Genomic DNA, 24,139 nt, shown 5'->3' on the forward strand with positions numbered 1-24,139 from the left:
GGACTCCTTGGCAAGCGACGACGGGCATCGTCGCACGTACCGCGGCATGCGCACGTGCACGCCGGCGGCGGGGTTCAGCAGCCGTCTCACCTGCCGTGCCGATCGGCGTATCGTAGCGGCGCACTTCAATGATCAGGAAACCAACATGCTGAAGATCTGGGGCCGGCAAAATTCCAGCAACGTGCGCAAGGTGTTGTGGTGCGCGGAGGAAATCGGCCTGGCGTACGCGTCCATCGAGGTCGGCGGACCGTTCGGTGGCACGCAGTCGGCCGAATACGTGGCGATGAATCCCAACGGCCTGGTGCCGGTGATCGAAGACCAGGGCCTGCCGCTGTGGGAGTCCAACACCATCGTGCGTTACCTCTGCGCGCGTTACGCGCTGGGCACGCTGTACCCGGAAGACGCGATGGCGCGTGCCCAGGCCGAGAAGTGGATGGACTGGAGCACCTCGCGGATGGCCCCGCTGTACAGCGAATTGATCTGGGGCATCATGCGCACCGCTCCGGCCAACCGCGACGAAACCCGCATCAACGCCGCCGTGGTGCGTGCCGGGGAGCTGCTGGCGATGGCCGATGCCACGCTGGCGCAGCAGCCCTGGTTGTCCGGCGATCGGTTCGCCATGGGCGACATTCCGCTGGGCGCGCTGGTCTACGCGTGGTTCGAGCTGCCGATCCAGCGCCCGTCGCTGCCGCACCTGGAAGCGTGGTACCAGCGCCTGCAGCAGCGCCCGGCATACGCCAAAGCGGTGATGACGCCGTTGACCTGACCGGCCCTCTCTATCTCAGTACAGGTCGGTCGGATCGACGTCCAATGACCAGCGCACCTTGCGCGCCTGCGGCAGTGCGTAAACCTGCGGCATGATCTGGTCGAGCAGCGCATGCAGCGGCCGCCGCGACGGTGCCGACAGCAGCAGCTGGGTGCGTTGGTAGCCCGCGCGACGCGGCATCGGCGCCGGCATCGGGCCGAACCGCTCCACCGGGCAGTCGTGCGCAATCAGGTCGCGCACGCCGCTGAGCATGGCGTTGGCATGTTCCACCTGCTGCGCTTCGGCGCGCAGCAGGGCCAGGTGGGCGAAGGGCGGGAAGCCTGCCGCTTCGCGTTGCTGCAGTTCGGCGTCGGCGAAGGCGTGGTAACCGCCGTTGACCAGGGTTTCCAGCAACGGGTGGCCGGGGTGGTGGGTCTGCAGCCAGACCTCGCCGGCGTCGGCGGCGCGCCCGGCCCGACCGGCCACCTGGATCAGCTGCTGGGCCAGTTTCTCGCTGGCGCGGAAATCGGCCGAGAACAGTCCTTCGTCGATGCCCACCACCACCACCAGGGTCAGCTTGGGCAGGTCGTGGCCCTTGGCCAGGATCTGGGTGCCGACCAGGATGCCGGGGCGATCGCCCAGAGTGGCCAGCTGGGTTTCGAGTGCATCGCGGCGGTTGGTGGTGCCCCGGTCGATGCGGATCACCGGGTGGTCGGCAAAGGCGTCCACCAGATGTTCTTCCAGCCGTTCGGTGCCGATGCCCTGCGGTTGCAGCGCCAGGCTGCCGCAGTCCGGGCATGCCAGGGGCGCCGGCTGGCGCGCGCCGCAATGGTGGCACTGCAGGCGACGCCCGCCGGCGTGGACCGTCATCGGCGCATCGCAGCGCCTGCACGGTGCGGTCCAGCCGCAGTCGTGGCAGAGCAGCACCGGCGCATAACCGCGGCGATTCTTGAACACCAGCACCTGGTTCCCGGCCTGCAGGTGGTCAGCGATGCCCTGCATCACCTCCGGCGACAGGCCGTCCTTCAGCGGCCGCTTGCGCACATCCAGCACCCGCACGATGGGCGGGCGCGCTTCGCCGGCACGCTGCTTCAGGCGCAGGTGGGTGTAGCGACCGGCCTGGGCGTTGTGCAGCGATTCCAGCGACGGCGTGGCGCTGCCCAGCACCACCGGGATGCCCAGCGCCTTGGCCCGGACCAGGGCGAAATCACGGGCGTGGTAGCGGATGCCGTCCTGCTGCTTGTAGCTGCCGTCGTGCTCTTCATCGACCACGATCAACCCGGCATTGGGCAGCGGAGTGAATACCGCCGAGCGGGTACCGACGATCACCTGGGCCTCGCCGCGGGCGGCCGCTGCCCACACCCGCGCGCGTTCGTTGTCGTTCAATCCCGAATGCAGCACGTGCACGGCAATGCCCAGGCGGCTGCGGAAGCGGGCCAGGGTCTGCGGGGTGAGCCCGATCTCCGGAACCATGACCAGCGCCTGGCGGCCGCGCGCCAGGCAGGCCACGATCGCCTGCAGGTAGACCTCGGTCTTGCCGCTGCCGGTGACGCCATCGAGCAGGAAGGCGCCGAAGCCTTCCGCGGCGGCGATCGCGGCAATCGCGCTGGCCTGTTCCGCGTTCGGGGTGGGGCCCGGTCGGAGACTGGGCAATGTGGGCTCGTGCGCAAGCGCGACACGCTCGACCAGGCCGCGTTTGCCGAGCGCGCGCGCGGCGCTGCGCCAGCCCTCGAATGCTTCGTCCAGCAGATCCTCGTCGACGCTGCCGTCGCCCAGCAGCTCGGCCAGGCGGCGCGGGCGGGTACCGCTGCGCAGCGACGCCCGCTGTTCCTGCCCGGCGGCGGTCAGCCGCCAACCCCAGTGGTGGGTGTCCGGCACCGGCTCACCCTTGCGCAGGGGCGCGGGCAGGGCAGTGCTGACAACCTCGCCCAGCGGCGCGTGGGTATAGCGGGCCAACCACTGCAGCGAGGACCAGAGTTCGCCGCCCAGCAGCGGGGCCGGGTCCAGCCACGCCTCCGCCGCGCGCAGCGCGCCGGCATCGGCCACCGTGCCGACGCCGGCCACGATGCCGACCAGTTCGCGCGCCCCGAACGGCACCCGCACCCGCCGCCCGACCATGCCCGGGTGCGGTGGCTCGCCAGGCGGGGGGGCGTAATCGAACCACTGCGGCAGCGGAACGGGCAGGGCGACCTGCAGGCTGGAGGTTGGAACGGGGGAGGCCATCGAGCCAGTGTAGCGGTCGCAGGGCGCCCTGTTCAGTCGGACAATCCCCCGCTGTCGCCGACGCCGGGAAACCTAACTACCGGCTAAATATCCGTGGCTATTGGAGATTCGGTCTTATCCACATCTTCTGTGGATAAGTCTGTGTGCGAGTGTCGAACTCCGAGCTGATTGTCAGGGAGTTCCGCGCTGATACTCGGGTTGGTCAAAAAATAGCCATACATTAAAAGGCAATGGAATCAACAAGATGGCTGTGAAACAAAGCTGACACATGGGTGACGCCAGCTTCACCCTGCGGTTTTGTGCCGAATTTGTTGGTGCTGTGCACAACCTGCGCCGCTGTCAAGCCTCCGTGGGGGCCGCGTCTTCACCTGCGGCCGTCATCGGCATGCCCGGGCGCGGGCGCACTCGCTATCATTCCGGGCACTTGATGGAGTTGCTATGACGGTTGTGAACGCCCCTGTTTCCTCCACTGCAGCGGGCGCGCTTGCTGCGTTCCTGCGCGGTGTCGAACGCCGTGCCCTGGTGGTGGCCGAGCTGCAGTGCGGCGACCCGACGCTGGCCGAGCAGGCCCTGGTCGCGGTCATGCGCGCGTTCGCCGGGATTGCCAGTGACGTGCCCATGGCGCTATGGCCGGACCGGTTCTGGATCCTGCTCGCGCACCGCAATCCGATCCGGGTCCCCGCCGAGGGCGGCCAGTGGGCGCCAGAACTGGCGCACCTGCAGCACCTGGCGCCGCCTGCCCGGCTGGCGCTGTTGTTGCGCGTCGGCGGCGGGCTGGACGAGGCCGCTGCGGCGCAGATCCTGGACATGCCCGTGGCCGACTACCAGCAGGCGCTGGCTGAAGCGTGCCCGCGCGATGCGCAGGGCCACCCGGACGCCGCGGCCTGGCGCGCGCTGGCCGAGCAGGTGCAGCAGCGCCTGCGCGAGCTGCCGGCCAGCCGCCTGCAACAGCTGCACCAGCCCGCAGCGGCGCCGACGCCCGGCCGCACCCCGGCCACCGCGTCCTGGCGTGCCCCGGCCGCCGCCGACGACGCGCGACGGCGCACGCCCGCCCGTCGCGCCGGCAACCGACGGCCGTTGTGGCGGGGGCTGTTGATCCTGCTGGTCACCACGGGCGTCCTGCTCGGCGGGGCCGCGTGGTGGAAGCACCGGCCCGCCACCCTCCCGCCCGAGGCCAGCGTGCCCGACGGCGCGGTGTCCACCGCCGACCCGGTGGCCGTGGAACAGCTCCCGGCTGACGACCTGCCGGTGGCCGCCCCGGCCGATCCGGTGCATGCCGCCAGCGATACGGCGATGCTCGCCGACCCCGACCTGATGTTGGCCCGCGACGCCGACCTGTATGCCTGGTTCGCGGCCGGCGGCCCGATGCCGGTGGACGAATCGCAATCCCAGCCCAGTCGCCCCGAACCTGCCACTGCCGGCCTGGAGACGGCTGCCGCTGATGAATAAGCCGTTCCTGTTGTTCGCCCTGTGCCTCTGCGCGGGCGCCCACGCCGCCCCGCAGCCGCTGCCGCTGCCATCGCCAGCGGCAACCACCCCCATCCCGACCACGGCGCCGGCCATCCCCGCCACCCCGGCGGCGCTGGACCCTGCGCAGCTGCGCGACCTGCGCAGCCGCTACGCGCAGTGGCAGGCCCTGCCCGAATCCGAGCGCGCCCGCATCCGGGATGCCGCACGCCGGGTGGCAGCCTTGCCTGCGGCGCAGCAGCAGGCGCTGCGTGCGGGTTTCGACCAGCAGGACCAGCGCTTCCGCGACGGCTGGCGGCTGGGTCCGCAGCTGGGGCAGCACTTCCCCAAACTGCAGGGCCTGTTCGGCTACCTGCCCGCCGCGCAGCGCGAGCCGGCCCTGGCAGCCCTGCGCCAGCTCAACGAGGGCCAGCTCGCCCAGCTCATCCTGATCGCCCAACGTACGCCACCGCAGGAGCGCGACCGCGTGCGCGACCAGTTCCTCGGCCTGGCCCCCGCCGCGCGCGACGCCTGGCTGCGGGAAAATGTAGTGCGGTAAGCGTAAGATGACCGGCCGCAACCCGGTGCCTGTGCCCTCCGCGCGCTGCCGCAGTCTGCGTTCCGTGATCCCATGTCTACCGTTACCTCCACGCCGCGCCTTTCCCGGGAAGTGCGCGCCACCGGCCTGCTTGCGTTGCCGCTGGTGCTCGGCCACATCTCGACCGGCCTGATTTCCTTCGTCGACAACGTCATCGCTGGTCACCACGGCACCCAGACCCTGGCGGCCGTCACCATCGGCACGGCCCTGCTGTGGCTGCCGATGCTGATCCCGATCGGCACCCTGATCTCGCTCACCGCGTCGGTGTCGCAGCTGCATGGTGCCGGGCGCGAGCGCGAGATCGGCCCGCTGTTCCGCCAGGCGCTGTGGCTGGCGCTGGGACTGGGCCTGATCATGTTCACCTTCCTCACGGTGGTGCCGCCGCTGCTGCCGGCGTTCGGCATCGCGCCGGACATCGTGCCCGGCGCGACCGCGTTCCTGCACGCCGTGCGCTGGGGTGGACCGGCGCTCACGCTGTATTTCTGCATGCGCTACCTCAGCGAAGGCATGCACTGGACGCTGCCGACCATGCTGCTGGGCTTCGGCGGCCTGCTGGTGCTGGCGCCGCTGGGTTACGTGCTGTGCTACGGCAAGCTGGGCTTCCCGGAAATGGGCGCCGAAGGCCTGGGCATCGCCTCGGCCACCATGATGTGGATCCAGGCGCTGTGCTTTGCCACCTACCTGTGGAAAACCAGGCGCTTCGCCCACCTGGAACTGTTCTCGCACCTGGAGCTGCCGCGCTGGGCGGCGATCTGGGACCTGCTGCGCACCGGGCTGCCGATCGGCATCACCGTGCTGATGGAAGGCGGGCTGTTCATCGTCACCGCGCTGCTGATCGGCCGCCTGGGTGCGACCGAGGCCGCTTCGCACCAGATCGCGATCAACGTGGCGCAGCTGTGCTTCATGATCCCGATGGGCGTGGCCGAAGCCACCACCGTGCGGGTCGGCCATGCGGTGGGCAGCGGCAACGGACTCGGCGTGCGTCGCGCATCCATCGCCGGCCTGCTGATCATCCTGGGCACGCAGACGCTGTCGGCGCTGGTCCTGCTGTTCGGGCACGATGCCATCGTCGGCGTCTACACCGCCGACCTGGGCGTGGCCGCGCTGGCCTCGACCCTGCTGCTGTATGCCGCCGCGTTCCAGTTCCCCGATGGCATCCAGGTGCTCTCCGCCGGCGCCCTGCGCGGGCTCAAGGACACCCGCGTGCCCATGTTCATCGCCATGTTCTCTTACTGGGGGCTGGGCATGCCGCTCGGGGCCGGGCTCGGCCTGGGCCTGGGCATGGGGCCGCAGGGCATGTGGCTGGGCCTGATCCTGGGCCTGACCGCCGCGGCGATCCTGATGGCGTGGCGGTTGCGCGTGAGCAGCCGTCGTGTCGGAAACGGGCTGGCGGCTGCCAGCACATAAACCCGGCCTGACGGCCCCCTTACTTGTGTCCGATGCCGCCCTGTCCGGCAGCGGCTATGCTGGTACCACGGCACGAAGCCATTTGGAGTTTTCCCCATGAACCAACCCGTGCGTCGCAATCCCGTCGCCAGCTTCTTCATCGGGCTGTGGGATGTGATGAACTTTACCCGCAGGCTGATCCTCAACCTGTTGTTCTTCGGTCTGCTGTTCCTGATCCTGGTCCTGTTCGTGGTAGCCATGGGCAAGGGGGCCAGCAGCAACCGCGCGCTGCAGGACCGCACCTCGCTGGTGATCGCGCCGGAAGGCCGCCTGGTCGAGCAGTTCAGTGCGGACCCGGTCAGCCGGGCGCTCGCAAAGGCCATTGGCGACAACAGCGCCGAGGAAGTGCAGCTGCGCGATCTGCTCCGTGCGCTGGATGCGGCACGCGAAGACAAGAAGATCGAACGGGTGGTGCTGCAGCTGGACAAGCTGCAGCCGAGCGGTTTCGCCTCGATGCGCGAAGTGGCCGCCGCGCTGCAGGCGGTGCGTGCCGCCGGCAAGCAGGTCGTGGCTTACAGCGACAACATGAGCCAGTGGCAGTACCTGCTGGCTGCGCAGGCCGATGAGATCTACCTCGACCCGATGGGCGGGGTGGTGCTGGAGGGCCTGGGCCGCTATCGCCAGTACTTCCGCACCGGCCTGCAGGACAAGCTGGGCGTGGACGTGCATCTGTTCAAGGTCGGCGAATACAAGTCCGCGGCTGAACCGTATGTCCTCGATGCCGCCTCGCCGCAGGCCAAGGAAGCGGACCTGTTCTGGATGAACGACGTGTGGCAGCGCTACCTGGCCGATATCGCCAAGGCACGCAAGCTGGACGCCGCGCAGCTGGCCGCCGGCATCGACACGATGCCGGAAGGCATCGCCGCCGCCGGTGGCGACCTGGCCAAGTTCGCGCTGCAGCAGAAGCTGGTGGACGGTCTGAAGACCCGCGAGGAAGTCGAGGACCTGCTGGCCGACCGTGGCGTTGCCGACGAGGACGCCGACGGTGGCTTCCGCAACATCGACCTGGACGGCTACCTGGCCCAGCTCGACCTGCGCCGCTCGCCGGTGGACTCACGTCCGCAGGTGGCGGTGGTGGTGGCCTCGGGCGAGATCGCCGGTGGCGACCTGCCGGCGGGCCGGGTCGGCGGCGAGTCGACCTCCGCGCTGCTGCGCGAAGCGCGCGACGACGACAACGTGAAGGCCGTGGTGCTGCGCGTGGATTCGCCGGGCGGCGAAGTGTTCGCCTCCGAGCAGATCCGCCGTGAAGTCGTGGCACTGAAGGCTGCGGGCAAGCCGGTGGTGGTGTCGATGGGCGACCTGGCTGCGTCGGGCGGTTACTGGATCAGCATGAATGCCGACCGCATCTATGCCGATCCGTCGACCATCACCGGTTCGATCGGCATCTTCGGCATGATCCCGAACCTGTCGCGTTCGCTCGACAAGATCGGCGTGCATACCGACGGCGTGGGGACCACCCGCTTCGCGGGGGCCTTCGACATCACCCGTCCGATGGATCCGGCGGTGGGCCAGGTGATCCAGTCGGTGATCAACAAGGGCTATGCCGATTTCACCGGCAAGGTAGCCGATGCACGCAACAAGCCGGTCGAGGCGGTGGACGAAGTCGCCCGTGGCCGTGTGTGGAGCGGCGCGCAGGCCAAGGAGCGCGGCCTGGTCGATGCCTTCGGCGGCTTGAAGGACGCCGTCGCCGATGCGGCCAACCGCGCCAAGCTGGGCGGCCCGGACAAGGTGCGCGTGCGCTACATCGAGAAGGCCGCCACCCCGTTCGCACAGTTCCTCAGCGGCTTTGCCGGCAGCCACGCCGGTGCCTGGATGCTGGGCGAAACCGGCATGGCGCGGATCATGCTGGCCCGGTCGATGCCGGAAGTGGACACCCAGCTGCGCTTCGTCGAAGACGCCGCCCGCGACCCGCGCGGCAGCGCCCCGGTGAAGGCACTGGCCTACTGCTTCTGCGGGTTCTGATGGCGGATCACGTCCAACGGTCGTGATCTACCCGATGCGATCGTCCTGGCAGGTCACCACCGTTGGTGGTGATCTACCCGATGCGATTGTCCCGGTAGGTCACCACCGTTGGTGGTGACGCGCTTCAACAAAAAACCCGGCCAAGGCCGGGTTTTTTATTCCTTACCGGCCCGCTTCGACCTCGTCGGCGGCGCTGGTGTCCGGTGCTTTTTCCAGCGTATCGCGCGCGGCCTTGGCCTTGTCCAGCGGCTGCTGCATGGCGTCACGCAGCGCCGTGGCCTGCGGTTCGGGTGGCTTGTCCGGTGCCGGCGGCACCGGGCGATTGCAGCCGCACGCGGCGAGCACGGCCAGCAACGGCAGGGCGGAACGGATCAACATGGCAACCTCGCGGGCAAGCCCAGGGAAGCGCAGTGTCGCACCGCTTTGCCAGCCCATGTGTGATGGGGTGCGCCGCACGGGCATGGGCGGTATCCTCCCCGCAGCGTTGGATGCGGTGTCCGGCGCAGGACGTACAGGGCCGTGGCCCAGAGCAGGAGAAGCAGGTGAGCGCGCATCGTTGGCGACTGGATGGACAGACCGCATTGATCACCGGTGCCAGTGCCGGTATCGGCCTGGCGATCGCGCGCGAGTTGCTGGGTTTCGGTGCCGACCTGCTGGTCGTCGGCCGCGACGCCGATGCACTGGAAATGGCCCGCGACGAACTGGCCGACGCCTTTCCCGACCGGGAGATCCACGGCCTGGCGGCCGACGTGTCCGATGACGAAGACCGTCGCGAGATCCTGGACTGGGTAGAGGACCACAGCGATGGTCTGCACCTGCTGATCAACAATGCCGGCGGCAACATCACCAAGGCGGCCACCGAATACACCGAAGACGAATGGCGGGGGATCTTCGAGACCAACCTGTTCTCGGCCTTCGAGCTGTCGCGTTATGCGCACCCCCTGCTGGCGCGCCACGCGGCATCGGCCATCGTCAACGTGGGCAGCGTGTCCGGCCTCACCCACGTGCGCAGCGGTGCGGTATACGGCATGACCAAGGCGGCCATGCACCAGATGACGCGCAACCTGGCGGTGGAATGGGCTGAAGACGGCATCCGGGTCAACGCGGTGGCGCCCTGGTACATCCGCACCCGCCGCACCTCCGGTCCGCTTTCCGACCCGGATTACTACGACCAGGTGATCGAGCGCACGCCGATGCGGCGCATTGGCGAGCCCGATGAAGTCGCGGCGGCGGTGGGATTCCTGTGCCTGCCCGCGGCCAGTTACATCACCGGCGAATGCATCGCGGTGGACGGCGGTTTCCTGCGCTACGGGTTCTGACGCGTACGCACCAGCGGTGCGTACCTAGCCCGGTACGGCGCAGCTGCTCGCGGCCAGCACCGCCTGCAGGCGGCTGCGTTCGGCCGCGGCGTCGGCGGCCTTGTCGGGCGAGGCGAAGCGCTCGCGGCCGCGCGCGTCGCGGAAGCGCTGCTGCCATGCATTGCAGCGCTGTTCTTCGGCAATCGGCTCGCACGCGTCGCGCACCACTTCGCAGCTGGCGGCATTGACCGGCGTGTTGCCGCCCAAGCCGGTGACCGCGAGCAGCTCGCAATGCGGTGGCGCGGGCTCGAGCTCATGCAGGTAGCGCCCGCCGTCCCGGCCCTGGCACTGGTAGATCTCCGGCAGCGGCGACGTCGGCTTTCCGTCGACGGGTACCTCGTCGCCCGGCTTGGGCAGGTTGGCACTGTCGAGGATCGCGGTACCGGTGGGCACGACGTAGGCCTCCGAGATGTCGCGTTCCATCGGCCTGGCCTTGCCGGGCACCTGCGGCGGCAGGGTCGCCGGTGGTTCGGGCCGCGCCGCCGGGGCGGTCGGCGGCTGTGGCAACGGCGACGGGGTGGGGCTGGTGGACACCGTCACCTCGGTACGTGCCGGTGCGGCGTTGCTGCGCTGGATGACCTGGTGGCTGCCGGCCGGGCACGGAGTGCCTTGCAGGGTCACCTTGTCGTCGGCATCGGTACAGCGGAACACGATGCCGCCCTCGGCCATGGCCGACGACGACGCCACGCACAGCAACAGGAGCCAGCCGGGTTTCATCAGCGCAGGATACAAGAAACCCCGCGACGGCTGCAGGTCACCTGCAGTCGCGGTCCAACCGTGCATCCACGCCACGCTGTTCGCGGCTGATCGCATCGCGTTCGCCCTGCAGCGCGCTGTTGTAGCGCCGCACCAGTTCCCAGCGGCGATCGCGCAGGATCGAACAGACTTCGCTGGCCGGCAGGGGGTGGCACTGATCTCGCACCAGTACGTTGCCACCGGGCACCACCACGTCGTGGTAGGTCCCGGGATAGGCTGAGCCTTCGGTCTGCCACTGGGTACTGCCACTGCCCACGGTGAAGCTGCCGCCGCCGCGCGAACCGCCGCCGGAAACCGTGAGCGAGCCACCACTGGAGGTCACCGAACCGCTGCCCATCGGCGCGATCGGTGGCAGCGGACGCGGTCCCGGTCCCGGTCCATGGCCCGGGGGCGGGCGTACGCCGCCCGGGCCACGCCCGGGCAGCCATGCGCTGGTCCACACCGGCACCCAGCGCGGATTGCCTTCGCTGGTTTCGCTGGTGTAGCGGCTGCCGTCGTCGCGGATGCATTCGTACATCGGCTGCGGTGGCTGCACCTGCACGTAGCGCACCTCGCGTCCGGGTGCGGCAGGCGCCGGCGTGGCGGGGGCGCGATCGCTGCGCACCACGTTTGGCGCGGGATCGCGCGGCCGCTGCATCTCGCGCACTTCCTGGCGGCCGTCGCGGCAGGGCGCATCCTGCAGCGATACCGCCCCGTTGCTGCCTACGCAGCGGTAGACACGCACGCTGCTGTCCTGCGCCGCCAGCGGGGCGCTGCAAAGCAGCAACAAGTACAGCGGGAAGGCGGGGTGTGGGCGCATGGCCGCAGTGTGCGGCCTTGCCTGTGCAGGCGCAAAGAACGCCATGCGGCTCAGGTGCGCAGGACGTGGCCGGTGAGGGCGTCGCGGATCGGGGTGGGCTGGTCCAGGCCACCGGTGGCGCCATCGACCAGGCCGTCGAGGTCACGCAGCAGGTTCGGGTCCAGTTCCGCGCGACCACGCGCTGGCGGCTGCCCGGCCAGGTTGGCGCTGGTGGACACCAGCGGCCCGCCCCAGGCCCGGCACAGCGCCGCCACCAGCGGGTGCGCGCTGATCCGTACGGCAATGCCGCTGTGTTCGCCGGTGATCCAGCGCGGGGCGCGCGGGCCTGCGGGAAGGATCCAGGTATGCGCACCGGGCCAGGTGGCCAGCACTTCCGCGCGGCGCCCGGGCGGCAGGGCGTCTACCTGCACCCACCCGTCCAGCTGGGTCAGCGCGGCAGCCACCAGGATCATGCCCTTCTCCACCGGGCGCTGCTTGAGCTGCAGCAGCTTCAGCACGGCGGCCTGGTTGCCCGGATCGCAGCCCAGCCCCCACACCGCTTCGGTGGGGTAGGCGATGACAGCACCGGCGCGCAGGGCGGCCGGGGCGGAATCTACGGTGAGTTCTTTCATTGCCAGGACCCTTCCGCGGCGCCGGATTTACGCCCGACCAACGGTCGGGCGCTACCTGTCTCAGGCCTTCTTGGTGGCGGCCTTTTTGACCGCTGCCTTCTTGGCGGGCGCCTTCTTGGCAGGCGCTTTCTTTGCTGCGGCCTTCTTCGTCGCCGCCTTCTTGGCTGGCGCCTTCTTGGCGGCCGCCTTCTTCGGTGCCGCTTCCTTCTTCACCGCAGCCTTCTTGGCCACGACCTTCTTGGCCGCCTTCTTGCCGAAGCCTTTGCGCACCGGCTTGCCGGTTTCTTCCATGAGCTGCTGCACTTCGGCCAGGGTCAGCGACGCGGGCTCGCGATCCTTCGGGATCTTGCCGTTCATCTTGCCGTCGCTCAGGTACGGGCCGAAACGGCCGTTCAATACCTGGATCTCGCTGCCGTCGAATTCCTTGATGATCCGGTTGCGGGCGATCTCTTCCTTCTCTTCGATCAGGAACACCGCGCGGGCCAGGTCGATGGTGTAGGGGTCGTCTTCCTTCTTCAACGAGGCGTAGGTGCTGCCGCGCTTGGCGAACGGGCCGAAGCGGCCGATGCCCACGCTGACGTCCTCGCCCTTGTCCTCACCCAGCGCGCGCGGCATCAGGAACAGCTCCAGCGCGTCTTCCAGGTTGATGGTGTGCATAGACTGGCCCGGGCGCAGCGAGGCGAACTTGGGCTTGTCCTCGGCGTCCTCGGCGGTGCTGCCGATGGCTGCGTACGGCCCGAAGCGGCCAAGCCGCACGCTGACCGGCTTGCCGGTCTTGGGGTCGGTACCGAGCTCGCGCGCGCCACTGGCCTCGGCGCGATCGACCGATTCCTTCTTCTCTTCCACCAGCTGGTTGAAGGGTTCCCAGAAGCGGGCCATCAACGGAATCCAGTCTTCTTCGCCACGCGACACCGCATCGAGCTCGTCTTCGAGCTTGGCGGTGAAGTCGTAGTCCACGTACTGGGTGAAGTGGCTGGAGAGGAACTTGGACACCGCCCGACCGACGTCGGACGGACGGAAGCTGCGGCCCTCCATCTCCACGTACTTGCGGAACAGCAGGGTCTGGATGATCGACGAATAGGTCGACGGCCGGCCGATGCCATATTCTTCCAGCGCCTTGACCAGCGCCGCTTCGGTGAAGCGCGGCGGCGGCTGGGTGAAGTGCTGTTCGGCGATGATGCGGTCCAGCGGCACGCGGTCGCCCGGCTTCATCGCCGGCAGCTTGCGGCCCTCGTCGTCGTCGTCGGCGCTCTTGCTGTCCTTGCCTTCCTCGTACACGGCCAGGAAGCCGGGCACCACCACGGTGGTGCCGCTGGCGCGGAACACGTGCTCGCTGCCGGCAGAGAGATCGACACTGACGGTATTGAGCGTGGCCGGGATCATCTGGCTGGCCACGGCGCGCTTCCAGATCAGCTCGTACAGCTTGCGCTCGTCGTCGGTGAGGTAACGCGAGACCTGCGCCGGGGTCCGCAGGGCCGAGGTCGGGCGCACCGCTTCGTGCGCTTCCTGGGCGTTCTTGGACTTGGTCTGGTAGGTATTGGGCTTGTCCGGGAGCGCGGCAATGCCGTAGTCGCGGGCGATCACGTCGCGGATTTCCGCCAGCGCGTCCTGCGACAGGCTGACCGAGTCGGTACGCATGTAGGAGATCAGGCCCACGGTGCCTTCGTCGCCGATGGCCACGCCTTCATACAGTTTCTGCGCCACCTGCATGGTCTTGCGGGTGGTGAAGCCCAGCTTGCGCGAGGCCTCCTGCTGCAGGGTGGAGGTGGTGAACGGTGCCGCCGGGCGCCGCTTGCGCTCCTTGCTGGCCACGTCGGTGACATGCAGCGCGCCCTGCGCGGCCTGCTGGATGCGCAGGCGGGCGGCTTCGGCGGTGTCACCGTCGGTCACGGTGAACTGTTCGAACTTCTGCCCGTCCAGCTTGATCAGGCGCGCATTGAAATGCTGCGACGGATGCGCGCAGGCGGCATCGATGCTCCAGTACTCGCGGGCGATGAAGGCTTCGATCTCTTCCTCGCGCTCCACGATCATGCGCAGCGCCGGGCTCTGCACGCGGCCGGCGGACAGGCCGCGCTGGACCTTGCGCCACAGCACCGGTGACAGGTTGAAGCCGACCAGGTAATCCAGCGCGCGACGCGCCTGCTGGGCATCGACCAGGTCGCTGGCGATGGCGCGCGGGTGGTTCATGGCCTCCTTGATCGCACGCGGAGTGATCTCGGTGAAGACCACGCGCTGCATCGGCTTGTCCTTGACCAGCCCGCGTTCCTTCAGGATCTCGGCGATGTGCCAGCTGATCGCCTCGCCTTCGCGGTCCGGGTCGGTGGCCAGGAAGATGTCGTCAGCGCCCTTGGCAGCCTTGGCGATGGCATCGACGTGCTTCTCGTTCTTGTCGATCAGGTCGTAGCGCATCGCGAAGTTGTTGTCGGGGTCGACCGCACCTTCCTTGGGGACGAGGTCGCGCACATGCCCATACGAGGCCAGGACGGTGAAGTCCTTGCCGAGGTATTTGTTGATCGTCTTGGCCTTGGCAGGCGATTCGACGATGAGCAGGTGCTTGGGCATGTCGTTGATTTCTGTGGGCAGCAGCCCGGGGGAGGGCGCTAGGGTGGAGCAAAAGGCCGCATTAGTGAAGGGCAGCCGTCGATTTCCATAAACTGAACGCCCGGTTATGCGCCGGGCGTTCAGGTTTTGCGCCTGTAAGAGGAATCACGCCGGGGCCGCCCATGTCAAGCGGCCGGGTGTGAGGGCCGCTCAGGACATGGTGGAGGCAATCACCCCGAACATGGCGATCACCAGCGCGATGCTGGCCACGGTCAGGATGCCGCTGATGACCAGGATCACGATGGTCACCGTACCCAGTCCGCGTTCCTGGAAGCCGGCATTTTCGGTGAAGGCCCACTTGTCCACCACCAGGGTGTCGCACAGCATGTCGTGCAGCGCCTGCTTGCGCTCGGTGAAGGCGGCCATGATGAAGCCGATCATCAGGGTGAGGCTGCTCAGGATGAAGCCGAAGTAGCGGCCGACGCCGCGCAGGAAGGTGATCCGCTCACCATCGCTGCGCACGACCTTGATGCCGACGGCCATCTTGCCCAGGGTGGCGCCGCCCTTGGAGGCGTGGAAGCCGGCGTAGTAGCCGATGCCGATCACGAAGCCGCCCAGCATCGCCACCATGCTCAGCACGACCGCCAGGGTCTCGTTGCCGCTGGCCGCGCCGATCAGGTTGAACACCAGGCTGACCGGGACGTTGATGATGGCGACCACGACCGAATCCAGGAAGTACGCCGCATAGCGTTTCCAGAAGCCGGCATAGACCACTTCGCCGCCGGTGACCACGGCGCTGCCGTAGCTGTCGGTTGCGCCCGGCGCGGTGTACGGCGAGTAGGTGCCACCACCGGTACCGGGAAGCGGCGCAGTGCCGTTGTCGATGGCGCTGTAGTCACCGCGCAGGTCGAAACCGCTGCCGAGGTTTTCGCTCGCGCTGGTCAGGTTCTGCAGCTGCAGTTCGTCCACCGCTTCGGACACCGGCTTCCACTGCGGGTAGCCTTCGCGCCAGACCAGCGTGGTGAGGCTGATCTCGCCGCGCTGGAAGCGTTGGCGCAGCTCTTCGGCCAGCAACGGGCCCTGGCGCTGCTGGCCTTCGGCGTAATACCACTCAGTCATTGCGTACTTCCCCTTCTGGATTCATCCGTAAATTGTGAAGATGCGGCTCAGCCGCGGCATTGCGCCGGGACGTACTTCGTGTCCAGATCGCTGCTGCACGTCCACTCCTGGCTCTGCATGTCGTACTCGAACCAGAGCATCTTGCCATCCAGCGCGCGTTTGTCCGGCACCGAGAACTCCATTTCGATGCCGCACTTGTCTTCGCCGAAGCGGCCGATGCGCACCGCACCCACGTACTCGGCGGCGTAGGAGGTGGGGCTCTGGAAGCCGTCGTCGCCGTTCACCGGGCAGCGGTCGGTGTCCATCGCGAACACGGTGACCTGGTTCTTCAACTGCGACACGATGCCTACCGCATTGGCCACCTTGGCGCGATGCAGGTAGTCGTTGTACGCAGGAATCGCGATTGCGGCGAGGATGCCCATGACCACCAGGAAGCCGATGCCCAGCACCAGCCCGATCACCAGGCAGCCGGAGGTCTTCTTCGGCGGGGGCGCGGTACGGGCGTAAGCGGGTGAGGCGGCATAGGCGGGCGCCGGGCCCGGCACTGCGTTGCGCGGTTCAGGCGTATCGAAACCGGGAATGCGCGGCGGGGTCGGCACGGCCGGCTCCAGCACCGGTGCGTCCGGGGCAGGTTCGACGGCCGGCGGCGGTGCGATCACCAGGCCCAGCTCGTCGGCCACGCTGCCCAGGGGCTGCCACTGCGGCAGCCCGTCGCGCCAGACCAGCGTGTCGAGCGCGATGCGGCTGGACTGGTACAGCGCGATCAACTCTTCAGACGCCAGCGGACCGCGCTGCTGACGATTTCCTTCTGCATAGAACCACTGGCTCACTATCCATTCCCCTGAATGCGCAAGGCGCCCAGTGTACGGTCAGTGAAGCGGTTCCGGTTCGTCCACGAACATCTGGGTTTCCATCCAGGCGTAAGCGGCTTCGGCGCCGGGCTGGTTGAACAGCACCATCAGCACCACCCACTTCAGGTCGTCCAGGTCCAGTTCGTCCTGGTCCAGGGCCATGGCCCGGTCCAGCACCAGCTCGCGCTGGTTGGCGTCGAGGATGCCGTGCTGTTCCAGGAACATCAGGAAGCCGCGGCCTTCCACGTCGAGCTTGTCCAGCTCCGGACCATGGAAAATGCGCACGGGACCGTCGACCCGGGCAACGCTGACCGCCGGCCGCTGTTCGGCCAGGGCATCGAGCCAGTCGAACGCCTTGTTGATCTCGGTGGGGCTGAAGCCGGCCTGTATCAGGCTGTTCTGGAGGGTATCGCGATCACGGACGATGTCCGCGTCTTCGCTGAAATAGTGTTCAAACAGGTACAGCAGGACATCCAGAATGCTCTCTTTCATTGCCCCTCGGCCTGCGTCGACGACGCTGTGGAGGTGAAGAAACTAGGGTTTTCGACAGTAGCGGCCATGCCTGGCAACCACCTTTCCATCCAGTTCCATGATCAGCAGCATGGCCGACAGCTGCGTTGCCGTCAATCCGCTGCGCTGGATCAATGAATCCATACCCGTTGGGTTTTCATCCAGGACTTTCCACAAGCGCTGGTAGTCCGGTGGGAGAGAGGGGGAGGCGGCAGTCGGTGCTGGCCGTGCCTGTTCAGTGGGGGCGCCCAGGCGCGAACGCAAGGCCTGGCCCAGCCGGGCGGCGATCCCGCCCAGCCCGGCAACCACCTCGGCCGGGTCCTCGACCAGCTGCGCGCCGTCCCGGATCAGCCGGTGGCAGCCGCGGGCGCGCGGATTGCGGACCGAGCCGGGCAGGGCGAACACCTCGCGCCCGGCCTCGGCGGCCAACCGGGCGGTGATCAGCGCGCCCGAGCGCAGGGCCGCCTCGATCACCAGCGTGCCCAGGGTCTGCCCGGCGACGATCCGGTTGCGGGCCGGGAACTGGCCCGGGCGCGCCGGGGTGCCGGGCGGGTATTCGCTCACCACCGCACCGCGTTCGGCAACGCGGGCCTGCAGGTCGGCGTGGTGGGGCGGGTAGGCCAGGTCCAGGCCGGTGGCCACCACCGCCACGGTGCGTCCGCCGGCGGTATCCAGCGCCGCCTGGTGGGCGCGCGCATCCACTCCTGCGGCCAGCCCACTGACCACCGCCAGCCCGCTGCGGGCCAGTGCGGCGGAGAATTCCGCCGCCAGCTCGGCGCCGCTGGGCGAGGGCGTGCGGCTGCCGACCACGGCGACGCCCGGATGCCACAGCGCGGCAGGGTCGCCGGCAATGAACAAGGCCAACGGCGCGGTGTCGAGCTCGCGCAGCAGGCACGGGTAGTCGGCATCGCCGGCCGCGAGCAGGTGGCGACCGGGGTGTTCCAGCCAGGCCAGGGCGCGGGCGAGCGCGCGCGGTTCGGGCAGGGCGAGCAGGGCACGCTGCTCGGGCGTGCACCCGGCGGCGCGCCAGGCGGACGGGCCGGCGCGCAGGGCGGCTGCGGGGTCGTCGAAGCGGGACAGCAGCAGGCGGCGCGGGGCGATGGCGCCACCGGCCAGGACCAGGCGCAGCAGCGCCTCGGTGGAACAGTTCAGTTCGGCAGGCATCCGCTCAGGCTAGCCCGCATACGACGACGGCGCCCTGGGGCGCCGTCGCGTTGTTGCGTCAGGTTTTACGGTTACTGCGCGTCGGGGTGCTTGGCCGAATAGCCGACCAGGACCGGCTTCACGCCCTGCATCACCAGCGCGTAGCTGACCTTGTCGAAGGTGCGGAACACCATCGCGTGGGCGGCGTACTCATCCGGCAGCGAGACCCGGCCGGCACCGGAGGTGAGCGAGTCGTCCATGCGCGAGGAGTTCGGGTACTGCATGCGGTGTGCCACGTGACGACCCTGGCGCCACAGCGACACTACGGTGCCGTTGTCGATGCCGTTGGCGCTGCCGGCCGAGATCGCGACGACATCGCGCGGGCCGCCGGCCAGGTACATGTCCGTCACCGCCAGCACGCGCATGTCCAGGCCTTCGGTCTGGGCGGCAGGTGCGTGCGGGAAGAACTGCAGGTCGTACGGGTTGGCCTCGACCGGGACCAGGCGGTCGCCGGCACGGACTTCGCGACCGTCGACCCGGCCCTGCAGCGCCAGCGTGGTCACTTCGGACTGGCCGTCGGCCAGCTTGACCACGGTGCCCACGTTCAGCTGGGCCAGCTCGTAGCCCAGCATCTCGTTGCGCTTGCTGGGCGCGGCCACGAAGTTCTTCCACAGGTTGCCGCTGCCGGGCGTGACATCGCCATTGGCGGTCAGGTCCTCGGTGGGCTTGGGCAGCGAGTAGCGCACGGTCGGACGGACCACCGCCCAGCGCTGGCCCACTTCGGCGCCGTCCAGGCCGCGTACGTAGGCGGTCTGGCCGGTGGTGGCGCGCAGCCGGTTGTCTTCCAGGGCAACCACGTAGGGCAGCGAGTCGATCTCGTCCACCACGCTGAGCTGCTTCAGGAAGGGTTCGATCTGGTCCAGCGGCAGCGCGTTGATCGGCTGTTCCTGGCGCGGGCCGGGCTGGGCCACGACGCGATCCAGGTAGGCCAGGCTCAGCACGTCGCCCGGATAGATCAGGTGCGGATTCTTGACCTGCGGGTTGGCCTGCCAGATTTCCGGCCACAGCCACGGCTTTTTAAGGAAGCGCGCGGAAATGTCCCACAAGGTATCGCCCTTCTGGACGACGTAGGTTTCCGGGTGCCCGCCATTCACTTCAACGGCGGTAGCATAGGTAGCGACGGTCAGCATCGCGACGGCGAGGACCGTACGAGTTCTTTCAAACATAGGTGTGGTGCCTGATTCCCCAACAGGTTCGCGCACTATAGTCCAGAAACCGGGGCGCAGGGCAAGCGTTGGCGATAGAATTGCGACGTACGCCGCTTTAAGGGCGCCCCCAAACGGTATTTGCCATGGCCATCCTGCCCATTCTTGAGTTCCCGGACCCGCGCCTGCGCACCAAGGCGGCGCGGATCGACGCCGCCGAAGTGACCACGCCGGCCTTCCAGACCCTGCTCGACGACATGTTCCAGACCATGTACGACGCCCCCGGCATCGGCCTGGCGGCGTCCCAGGTCGACGTCCACAAGCGTTTCATGGTGATCGACGTCAGCGAAGAGAAGAACACCCCGCTGGTGTTCATCAACCCGGAGATCGTCACCAGCGAAGGTGGCCAGGTCTACCAGGAGGGGTGCCTGTCGGTCCCCGGCATCTTTGCCGACGTGACCCGCGCCGACACCATCACCGTGCGCTTCCTGGACCGCCAGGGCGTGGCCCAGGAGCTGACCACCGATGGCCTGCTGGCGGTCTGCGTGCAGCATGAGATGGACCACCTGGACGGCAAGCTGTTCATCGACTATCTGTCGCCGCTCAAGCGCGAGATGGTCCGCAAGAAGCTGGCCAAGTCGCGCAAGCACGTTGCCTGACCTGGCCACGGGCGCGGCAGCGCGGTTCGCCCGCGCGCCGCGACCGGTTGCTCGGCGCCGGGATCCGGCGCCGTTTTTCTTTCTGCAAGTGGGAACGCCATGAAGATTGTCTTTGCCGGAACGCCGGAGTTCGCCGTGTCTTCGCTGCGCGCTGCCGCGCGCCACCATGAGGTGGTGGGCGTCTACACCCAGCCGGACCGCCCGGCCGGTCGCGGCCGCGGACTGATGCCCTCGCCGGTGAAGCTGGAGGCGATCGCCCGCGGCATCCCGGTGTTCCAGCCCGAATCGCTGAAGACTGCCGAGGCCCAGCAGCAGCTGCGCGAGCTGCAGCCGGACCTGATGGTGGTGGTCGCCTACGGGCTGATCCTGCCCAAGGCGGTGCTGGCCATTCCGACCCATGGCTGCTGGAACGTGCATGCCTCGCTGCTGCCGCGCTGGCGCGGCGCTGCGCCGATCCAGCGCGCCATCCAGGCCGGCGATGCCGAAACCGGCGTGTGCCTGATGCAGATGGAAGCCGGCCTGGACACCGGTCCGGTGCTGCTGCGCCAGCACACGCCGATCCAGAGCGGCGAACTGGGCGGCTCGCTGCACGACCGCCTGGCCGAGCTGGGCGCGCAGGTGCTGTCCGACGGCCTCGGCCTGCTGCGCGCCGGCCTCAAGCCGATCGCGCAGCCGCAGCCGGAGCAGGGCGTGACCTACGCGCACAAGCTGGACAAGGCCGAGGCGCGGCTGGACTGGTCCGGTGACGCCCCGGCGCTGGAGCGCACCGTGCGCGCGTTCAACCCATGGCCGATTGCCGAAGCGCAGCTGGCCGGCGAGCGGGTGCGCATCCATGGCGCGGTGGCTTTGGCCGACAACCAGGGCAAGGCGCCGGGCACCCTGCTGGCCGCCGGCCGCGAAGGCATCGACATCGCCTGCGGCCAGGGCGCGTTGCGCCTGCGGGTGCTGCAGCGCGAAGGCGGCAAGGCGATCACCGCCGCCGACTACCTCAACGCACGTCGCGACCTGGTCGTGGGTAACTGAGATGGCACAGCCCCGCGCAAGCCAATCCTTGTCCGCGCTGGCCCCGGGCGTCCCCACGCGGGTGCTTGCCGCGCGTGTGCTGGCCCAGGTGATCGGCCGCGGCCGCTCGCTCAAGGCCGAACTGAACACCGCCCTGCCCAGCCTGGACGACAGCCGCGACCGCGCCCTGCTGGAAGCGCTGTGCTTTGCCGTGCTGCGCCGGCGCAACGCGTACGACGCGGCGCTGGCGCAGTGGATGCAGCGCCCGCTCGGCGCCCGCGACGAGGACCTGCGCGCCCTGCTGCTGGTCGGTTTCGCCCAGCTTGATGCGCTGGACCTGCCCGCGCACGCCGCGCTCTCGGCTACGGTCGAGGCCGCGCGCGCGCTGGGCCGGGAGCGCCAGGCCGGCATGGTCAACGCCCTGCTGCGCCGCGCCCAGCGCGAGGGCATTCCGGCGTTGCCGGCACGCGACGCGTTCCCGAAGTGGCTGGCCGAGCAGATCGAGCAGGACTGGCCCGACCAGGCCGACGCCATCTTCAATGAAAGCCTGCAGCCGGCCCCGTTGTGGCTGCGGGTGAACCGCCAGCACGGCAGCCGCGAGGCGATGCTGGAACGCCTGCAGGCGGCCACGATTGCAGCCGAAACCACCGACCTGGGCGCCGATGCGATCCGGCTGCCGGTGCCGGTGGCGGTGGCCTCGCTGCCCGGCTTCGCCGACGGCGCGCTGTCGGTGCAGGACCTGTCGGCACAGCAGGTGGCCGATGCGCTGGCGCCGCGTCCGGGTGCGCGCGTGCTGGATGCGTGCGCCGCGCCCGGCGGCAAGTCGGCGCACCTGCTCGAGCGCGATCCCAGCCTGCGCCTGCTGGCGCTGGACATCGACCCGCGCCGGCTCAAGCGCATCAGTGAAACCTTCGCCCGCACCGGCGTGGGCGAACACGCCCAGGTGCGGGCGGCCGACGCCACCGACCCGGCCAGTTGGTGGGACGGCGAACCGTTCGATGTGATCCTGCTCGACGCGCCGTGTTCGGCCACCGGCATCATCCGCCGCCAGCCCGACGTGCTGCTGCATCGCCGCGCCACCGACATTCCGGCGCTGGTGGGGTTGCAGGCCCGCCTGCTGGATGCGTGTTTCGGCATGCTCGCCCCCGGCGGGACCCTGCTGTACGCGACATGCTCGATCCTGCGCGAAGAGAACCAGTTCCAGATCGAGGCCTTCCTGCAGCGCACCCCGCGGGCGGGGTTCCTGCCACTGGGTGACGCCTACGGCCACGATTCCTGGGCCGGTCGCCAGCGCCTGCCGGGCGAACACGGGGCTGACGGCTTCTTCTACGCGCGCCTGCTGAAGAAGGGTTGATCCTGCCCGGGTAGAATCGCGCCATGCTGAAAACACGCGAATCCCGGGAATTCTGGTTGTTGGCCCTGATGGCGCTGCTGGTGCTGGGCGCCGGGCTGGGCATGCGCGACCCCTGGCCCTCCGACGAGCCGCGCTTCGCGCTGGTCGCCAAGCAGATGGTGCTCAGCGGGGACTGGCTGTTCCCGCATCGCGGAACCGAGCTCTACTCGGACAAGCCGCCGATGCTGATGTGGCTGCAGGCCACCCTGTACACGCTGCTGCGCGACTGGCGGGTAGCGTTCCTGCTGCCCACGCTGCTGGCCGCACTGGGCACCCTGGCCTGCGTGTACGACCTCGGCCGCCGCCTGTGGACCCGCAAAGTGGGCCTGTACGCGGCCTGGGCGCTGCTGTTCGCGGTGCACTTCACCTTCCAAGCCAAGAAAGCCCAGATCGACCCGCTGGTGGTGTTCTTCATCACCCTGGCCAACTACGGGCTGCTGCGCCACCTGCTGTGCGGTCCGGCCTGGCGCTGGTGGTGGCTGGGCTGGTTCGCGGCCGGGCTGGGGGTGATCACCAAGGGCGTGGGCGTGCTGGCGTTGTTCATGCTGGTGCCGGCGGTGGTCGCGGTGGCGCTGGGCTGGCCGCGCGTGCGTCTGGACCTGCGCGACTGGCGCTTCTGGCTGGGCCCGCTGGCGTTCGTGCTGGCCGTGGCGCTGTGGCTGGTGCCGATGGTGCTGGCTGCCACCAGCAGCGGCTCGGCCGAATACCGCGCCTACATGGACGACATCCTGTTCCGGCAGACGGCCAAGCGCTACGCGCAATCGTGGGACCACCACCAGCCGTGGTGGTATTTCCTGGCCACGATGCCGTCGATGTGGATCCCGGCCTTCCTGCTGGTGCCCTGGGCGATCCCGGCCTGGTGGCGGCGTCTGCGCCGGCGCGACCCGCGTTACCTGCTGCTGCTGGGCTGGTGGCTGCTGATCGTGCTGTTCTTCTCGATTCCGCATGGCAAGCGCGACGTCTACATCCTGCCGGCCCTGCCGATGTTCTGCCTGGCGCTGGCGCCGCTGCTGCCGGGCCTGCTGCGCAGGCGCGATGTGCAGTGGCTGCTGGGCGGGTTCGCCGCGCTGCTGACCCTGGCCCTGCTGGGCGTGGGCGTGGCGATGCTGGGGGGCGAACCGGGCTTCGAGCGCAAGCTGATCCTGGAGCGGGGCATCGACACCTCGGTCACCGCCGCACTGGGCTGGGTCGGCATCGCGCTGGGCAGCTGGGGCGTGGTCAGCCTGCTGTTCAGTGGTCCGCGCCGCTTCCACCTGGCAGTGATGTCGATCCTGGCGATGGCGTGGGTGGCCTACGGCCTGGTCGGCTATCCGCTGTTCAATGATTCCAGCTCGGCACGCGGGCTGATGCAGCAGACGGGCGAACGGATCGGGCCGGACGCGGAGCTGGCGCTGGTCGGCTGGAAGGAGCAGAACCTGCTGATGTCCGACCGCCCGGTGCGGACGTTCGGCTTCAAGCGGCGATGGTACCTGCAGCTGCAGGACGGTGCGGCCTGGCAGGCCGAGGCGCCGGAGCGGCGCTGGCTGCTGGTACAGCAGGCGGCACTGCTCGCGTGCGTGGACCGCAGCCGGGCCGAACGGGTGGGCGTGGCCAACCGGCGAGGCTGGTGGCTGGTGCCGGCGGAGGCCTTCGTGGGGCCCTGCCAGCCCAATGCCGTGGACCTGGCGCGGATCCGTCGGGAGCAGGGCAAGGAGGACGGTGAGGAATAGCCGCACGCTCATGGATCATTCCCAAACGATCAGCCACAATGCCGACCGCTCCGCCCGACCCGC

Annotated in this window: 21 protein-coding genes; 10 read left to right on the forward strand and 11 right to left on the reverse strand. The window is 68.9% G+C overall.

Annotated features, from left to right (window positions below):
- The first annotated feature begins 145 nt into the window (after window positions 1–145).
- On the forward strand, window positions 146–766 hold the full coding sequence (locus FSZ13_RS08105) for a glutathione S-transferase family protein (protein WP_145479035.1): 621 nt from the start codon (window positions 146–148) through the stop codon (window positions 764–766).
- Window positions 767–781: 15 nt separating this feature from the next.
- Here FSZ13_RS08105 and FSZ13_RS08110 read toward each other — a convergent pair whose 3' ends face one another.
- Window positions 782–2,968, reverse strand: a complete 2,187-nt coding sequence (locus FSZ13_RS08110; protein WP_145479036.1) for a primosomal protein N' — start codon at window positions 2,966–2,968, stop codon at window positions 782–784.
- 438 nt (window positions 2,969–3,406) lie between these two features.
- On the opposite strand from FSZ13_RS08110, the gene FSZ13_RS08115 reads away from it, so the two are divergent.
- From FSZ13_RS08115 to sppA, 4 genes are all read left to right on the forward strand, one after another.
- Window positions 3,407–4,417 carry a hypothetical protein gene (locus tag FSZ13_RS08115; protein ID WP_145479037.1) on the forward strand — a complete coding sequence of 337 codons (1,011 nt, stop codon included), beginning with the start codon at window positions 3,407–3,409 and terminating at the stop codon, window positions 4,415–4,417.
- The gene (locus tag FSZ13_RS08120) at window positions 4,410–4,973 is read left to right on the forward strand and encodes a DUF3106 domain-containing protein (protein ID WP_145479038.1); all 564 of its coding nucleotides are present in this window, start codon (window positions 4,410–4,412) and stop codon (window positions 4,971–4,973) included. The genes FSZ13_RS08115 and FSZ13_RS08120 overlap by 8 nt, the downstream gene beginning before the upstream one ends.
- Before the next feature lie 72 nt (window positions 4,974–5,045).
- The gene (locus FSZ13_RS08125; RefSeq protein WP_145479039.1) at window positions 5,046–6,419 is read left to right on the forward strand and encodes an MATE family efflux transporter; all 1,374 of its coding nucleotides are present in this window, start codon (window positions 5,046–5,048) and stop codon (window positions 6,417–6,419) included.
- Window positions 6,420–6,515: 96 nt separating this feature from the next.
- Entirely contained in the window at window positions 6,516–8,420 is a 1,905-nt protein-coding gene (gene sppA / locus FSZ13_RS08130; RefSeq protein WP_145479040.1) for a signal peptide peptidase SppA, read from the forward strand.
- A 162-nt stretch (window positions 8,421–8,582) separates the two neighbouring features.
- On the opposite strand, the gene FSZ13_RS08135 is transcribed toward sppA, so the two are convergent.
- On the reverse strand, window positions 8,583–8,798 hold the full coding sequence (locus FSZ13_RS08135) for a hypothetical protein (RefSeq protein ID WP_145479041.1): 216 nt from the start codon (window positions 8,796–8,798) through the stop codon (window positions 8,583–8,585).
- A 164-nt stretch (window positions 8,799–8,962) separates the two neighbouring features.
- Here FSZ13_RS08135 and FSZ13_RS08140 point away from each other — a divergent pair, with 164 nt between their 5' ends.
- On the forward strand, window positions 8,963–9,739 hold the full coding sequence (locus tag FSZ13_RS08140) for an SDR family oxidoreductase (protein WP_145479042.1): 777 nt from the start codon (window positions 8,963–8,965) through the stop codon (window positions 9,737–9,739).
- A gap of 24 nt (window positions 9,740–9,763) precedes the next feature.
- Here FSZ13_RS08140 and FSZ13_RS08145 read toward each other — a convergent pair whose 3' ends face one another.
- The 9 genes from FSZ13_RS08145 to FSZ13_RS08185 form a co-directional block, all read right to left on the reverse strand.
- A complete protein-coding gene (locus tag FSZ13_RS08145; RefSeq protein WP_145479043.1) occupies window positions 9,764–10,495 on the reverse strand; it encodes a DUF4124 domain-containing protein in 732 nt (243 codons plus the stop codon).
- Between the two features lie 37 nt (window positions 10,496–10,532).
- The gene (locus tag FSZ13_RS08150; RefSeq protein WP_145479044.1) at window positions 10,533–11,333 is read right to left on the reverse strand and encodes a DUF4124 domain-containing protein; all 801 of its coding nucleotides are present in this window, start codon (window positions 11,331–11,333) and stop codon (window positions 10,533–10,535) included.
- 50 nt (window positions 11,334–11,383) lie between these two features.
- Window positions 11,384–11,944 (reverse strand): Sua5/YciO/YrdC/YwlC family protein, encoded by a 561-nt coding sequence (locus FSZ13_RS08155; protein ID WP_145479045.1) that lies wholly within the window; start codon window positions 11,942–11,944, stop codon window positions 11,384–11,386.
- 60 nt (window positions 11,945–12,004) lie between these two features.
- Complete coding sequence (locus FSZ13_RS08160; RefSeq protein WP_145479046.1) at window positions 12,005–14,506, reverse strand: DNA topoisomerase I; 2,502 nt, start codon at window positions 14,504–14,506, stop codon at window positions 12,005–12,007.
- A 189-nt stretch (window positions 14,507–14,695) separates the two neighbouring features.
- On the reverse strand, window positions 14,696–15,604 hold the full coding sequence (locus tag FSZ13_RS08165) for an RDD family protein (protein WP_145479047.1): 909 nt from the start codon (window positions 15,602–15,604) through the stop codon (window positions 14,696–14,698).
- A gap of 47 nt (window positions 15,605–15,651) precedes the next feature.
- The gene (locus FSZ13_RS08170) at window positions 15,652–16,434 is read right to left on the reverse strand and encodes a pilin (protein WP_145479048.1); all 783 of its coding nucleotides are present in this window, start codon (window positions 16,432–16,434) and stop codon (window positions 15,652–15,654) included.
- Window positions 16,435–16,473: 39 nt separating this feature from the next.
- Window positions 16,474–16,947 (reverse strand): DUF494 family protein, encoded by a 474-nt coding sequence (locus FSZ13_RS08175; RefSeq protein WP_145479049.1) that lies wholly within the window; start codon window positions 16,945–16,947, stop codon window positions 16,474–16,476.
- A 42-nt stretch (window positions 16,948–16,989) separates the two neighbouring features.
- Window positions 16,990–18,129, reverse strand: coding sequence for a DNA-processing protein DprA (gene dprA / locus FSZ13_RS08180; protein WP_145479050.1), 1,140 nt, complete (start codon window positions 18,127–18,129; stop codon window positions 16,990–16,992).
- 71 nt (window positions 18,130–18,200) lie between these two features.
- Window positions 18,201–19,334, reverse strand: a complete 1,134-nt coding sequence (locus FSZ13_RS08185; protein ID WP_145479051.1) for a LysM peptidoglycan-binding domain-containing protein — start codon at window positions 19,332–19,334, stop codon at window positions 18,201–18,203.
- A gap of 125 nt (window positions 19,335–19,459) precedes the next feature.
- On the opposite strand from FSZ13_RS08185, the gene def reads away from it, so the two are divergent.
- The 4 genes from def to FSZ13_RS08205 all read left to right on the forward strand — a co-directional run bounded on the left by def (window position 19,460) and on the right by FSZ13_RS08205 (window position 24,076).
- Entirely contained in the window at window positions 19,460–19,972 is a 513-nt protein-coding gene (def, locus tag FSZ13_RS08190; RefSeq protein WP_145479052.1) for a peptide deformylase, read from the forward strand.
- Window positions 19,973–20,071: 99 nt separating this feature from the next.
- Window positions 20,072–20,995 carry a methionyl-tRNA formyltransferase gene (gene fmt, locus FSZ13_RS08195; protein ID WP_145479053.1) on the forward strand — a complete coding sequence of 308 codons (924 nt, stop codon included), beginning with the start codon at window positions 20,072–20,074 and terminating at the stop codon, window positions 20,993–20,995.
- A 1-nt stretch (window position 20,996) separates the two neighbouring features.
- The gene (gene rsmB / locus FSZ13_RS08200) at window positions 20,997–22,328 is read left to right on the forward strand and encodes a 16S rRNA (cytosine(967)-C(5))-methyltransferase RsmB (RefSeq protein ID WP_145479054.1); all 1,332 of its coding nucleotides are present in this window, start codon (window positions 20,997–20,999) and stop codon (window positions 22,326–22,328) included.
- 23 nt (window positions 22,329–22,351) lie between these two features.
- A complete protein-coding gene (locus FSZ13_RS08205) occupies window positions 22,352–24,076 on the forward strand; it encodes an ArnT family glycosyltransferase (RefSeq protein ID WP_145479055.1) in 1,725 nt (574 codons plus the stop codon).
- The last annotated feature ends 63 nt before the right edge of the window (window positions 24,077–24,139 follow it).

It is taken from the genome of Stenotrophomonas rhizophila (assembly GCF_007667275.1).
Classification (GTDB): domain Bacteria; phylum Pseudomonadota; class Gammaproteobacteria; order Xanthomonadales; family Xanthomonadaceae; genus Stenotrophomonas; species Stenotrophomonas maltophilia_AE.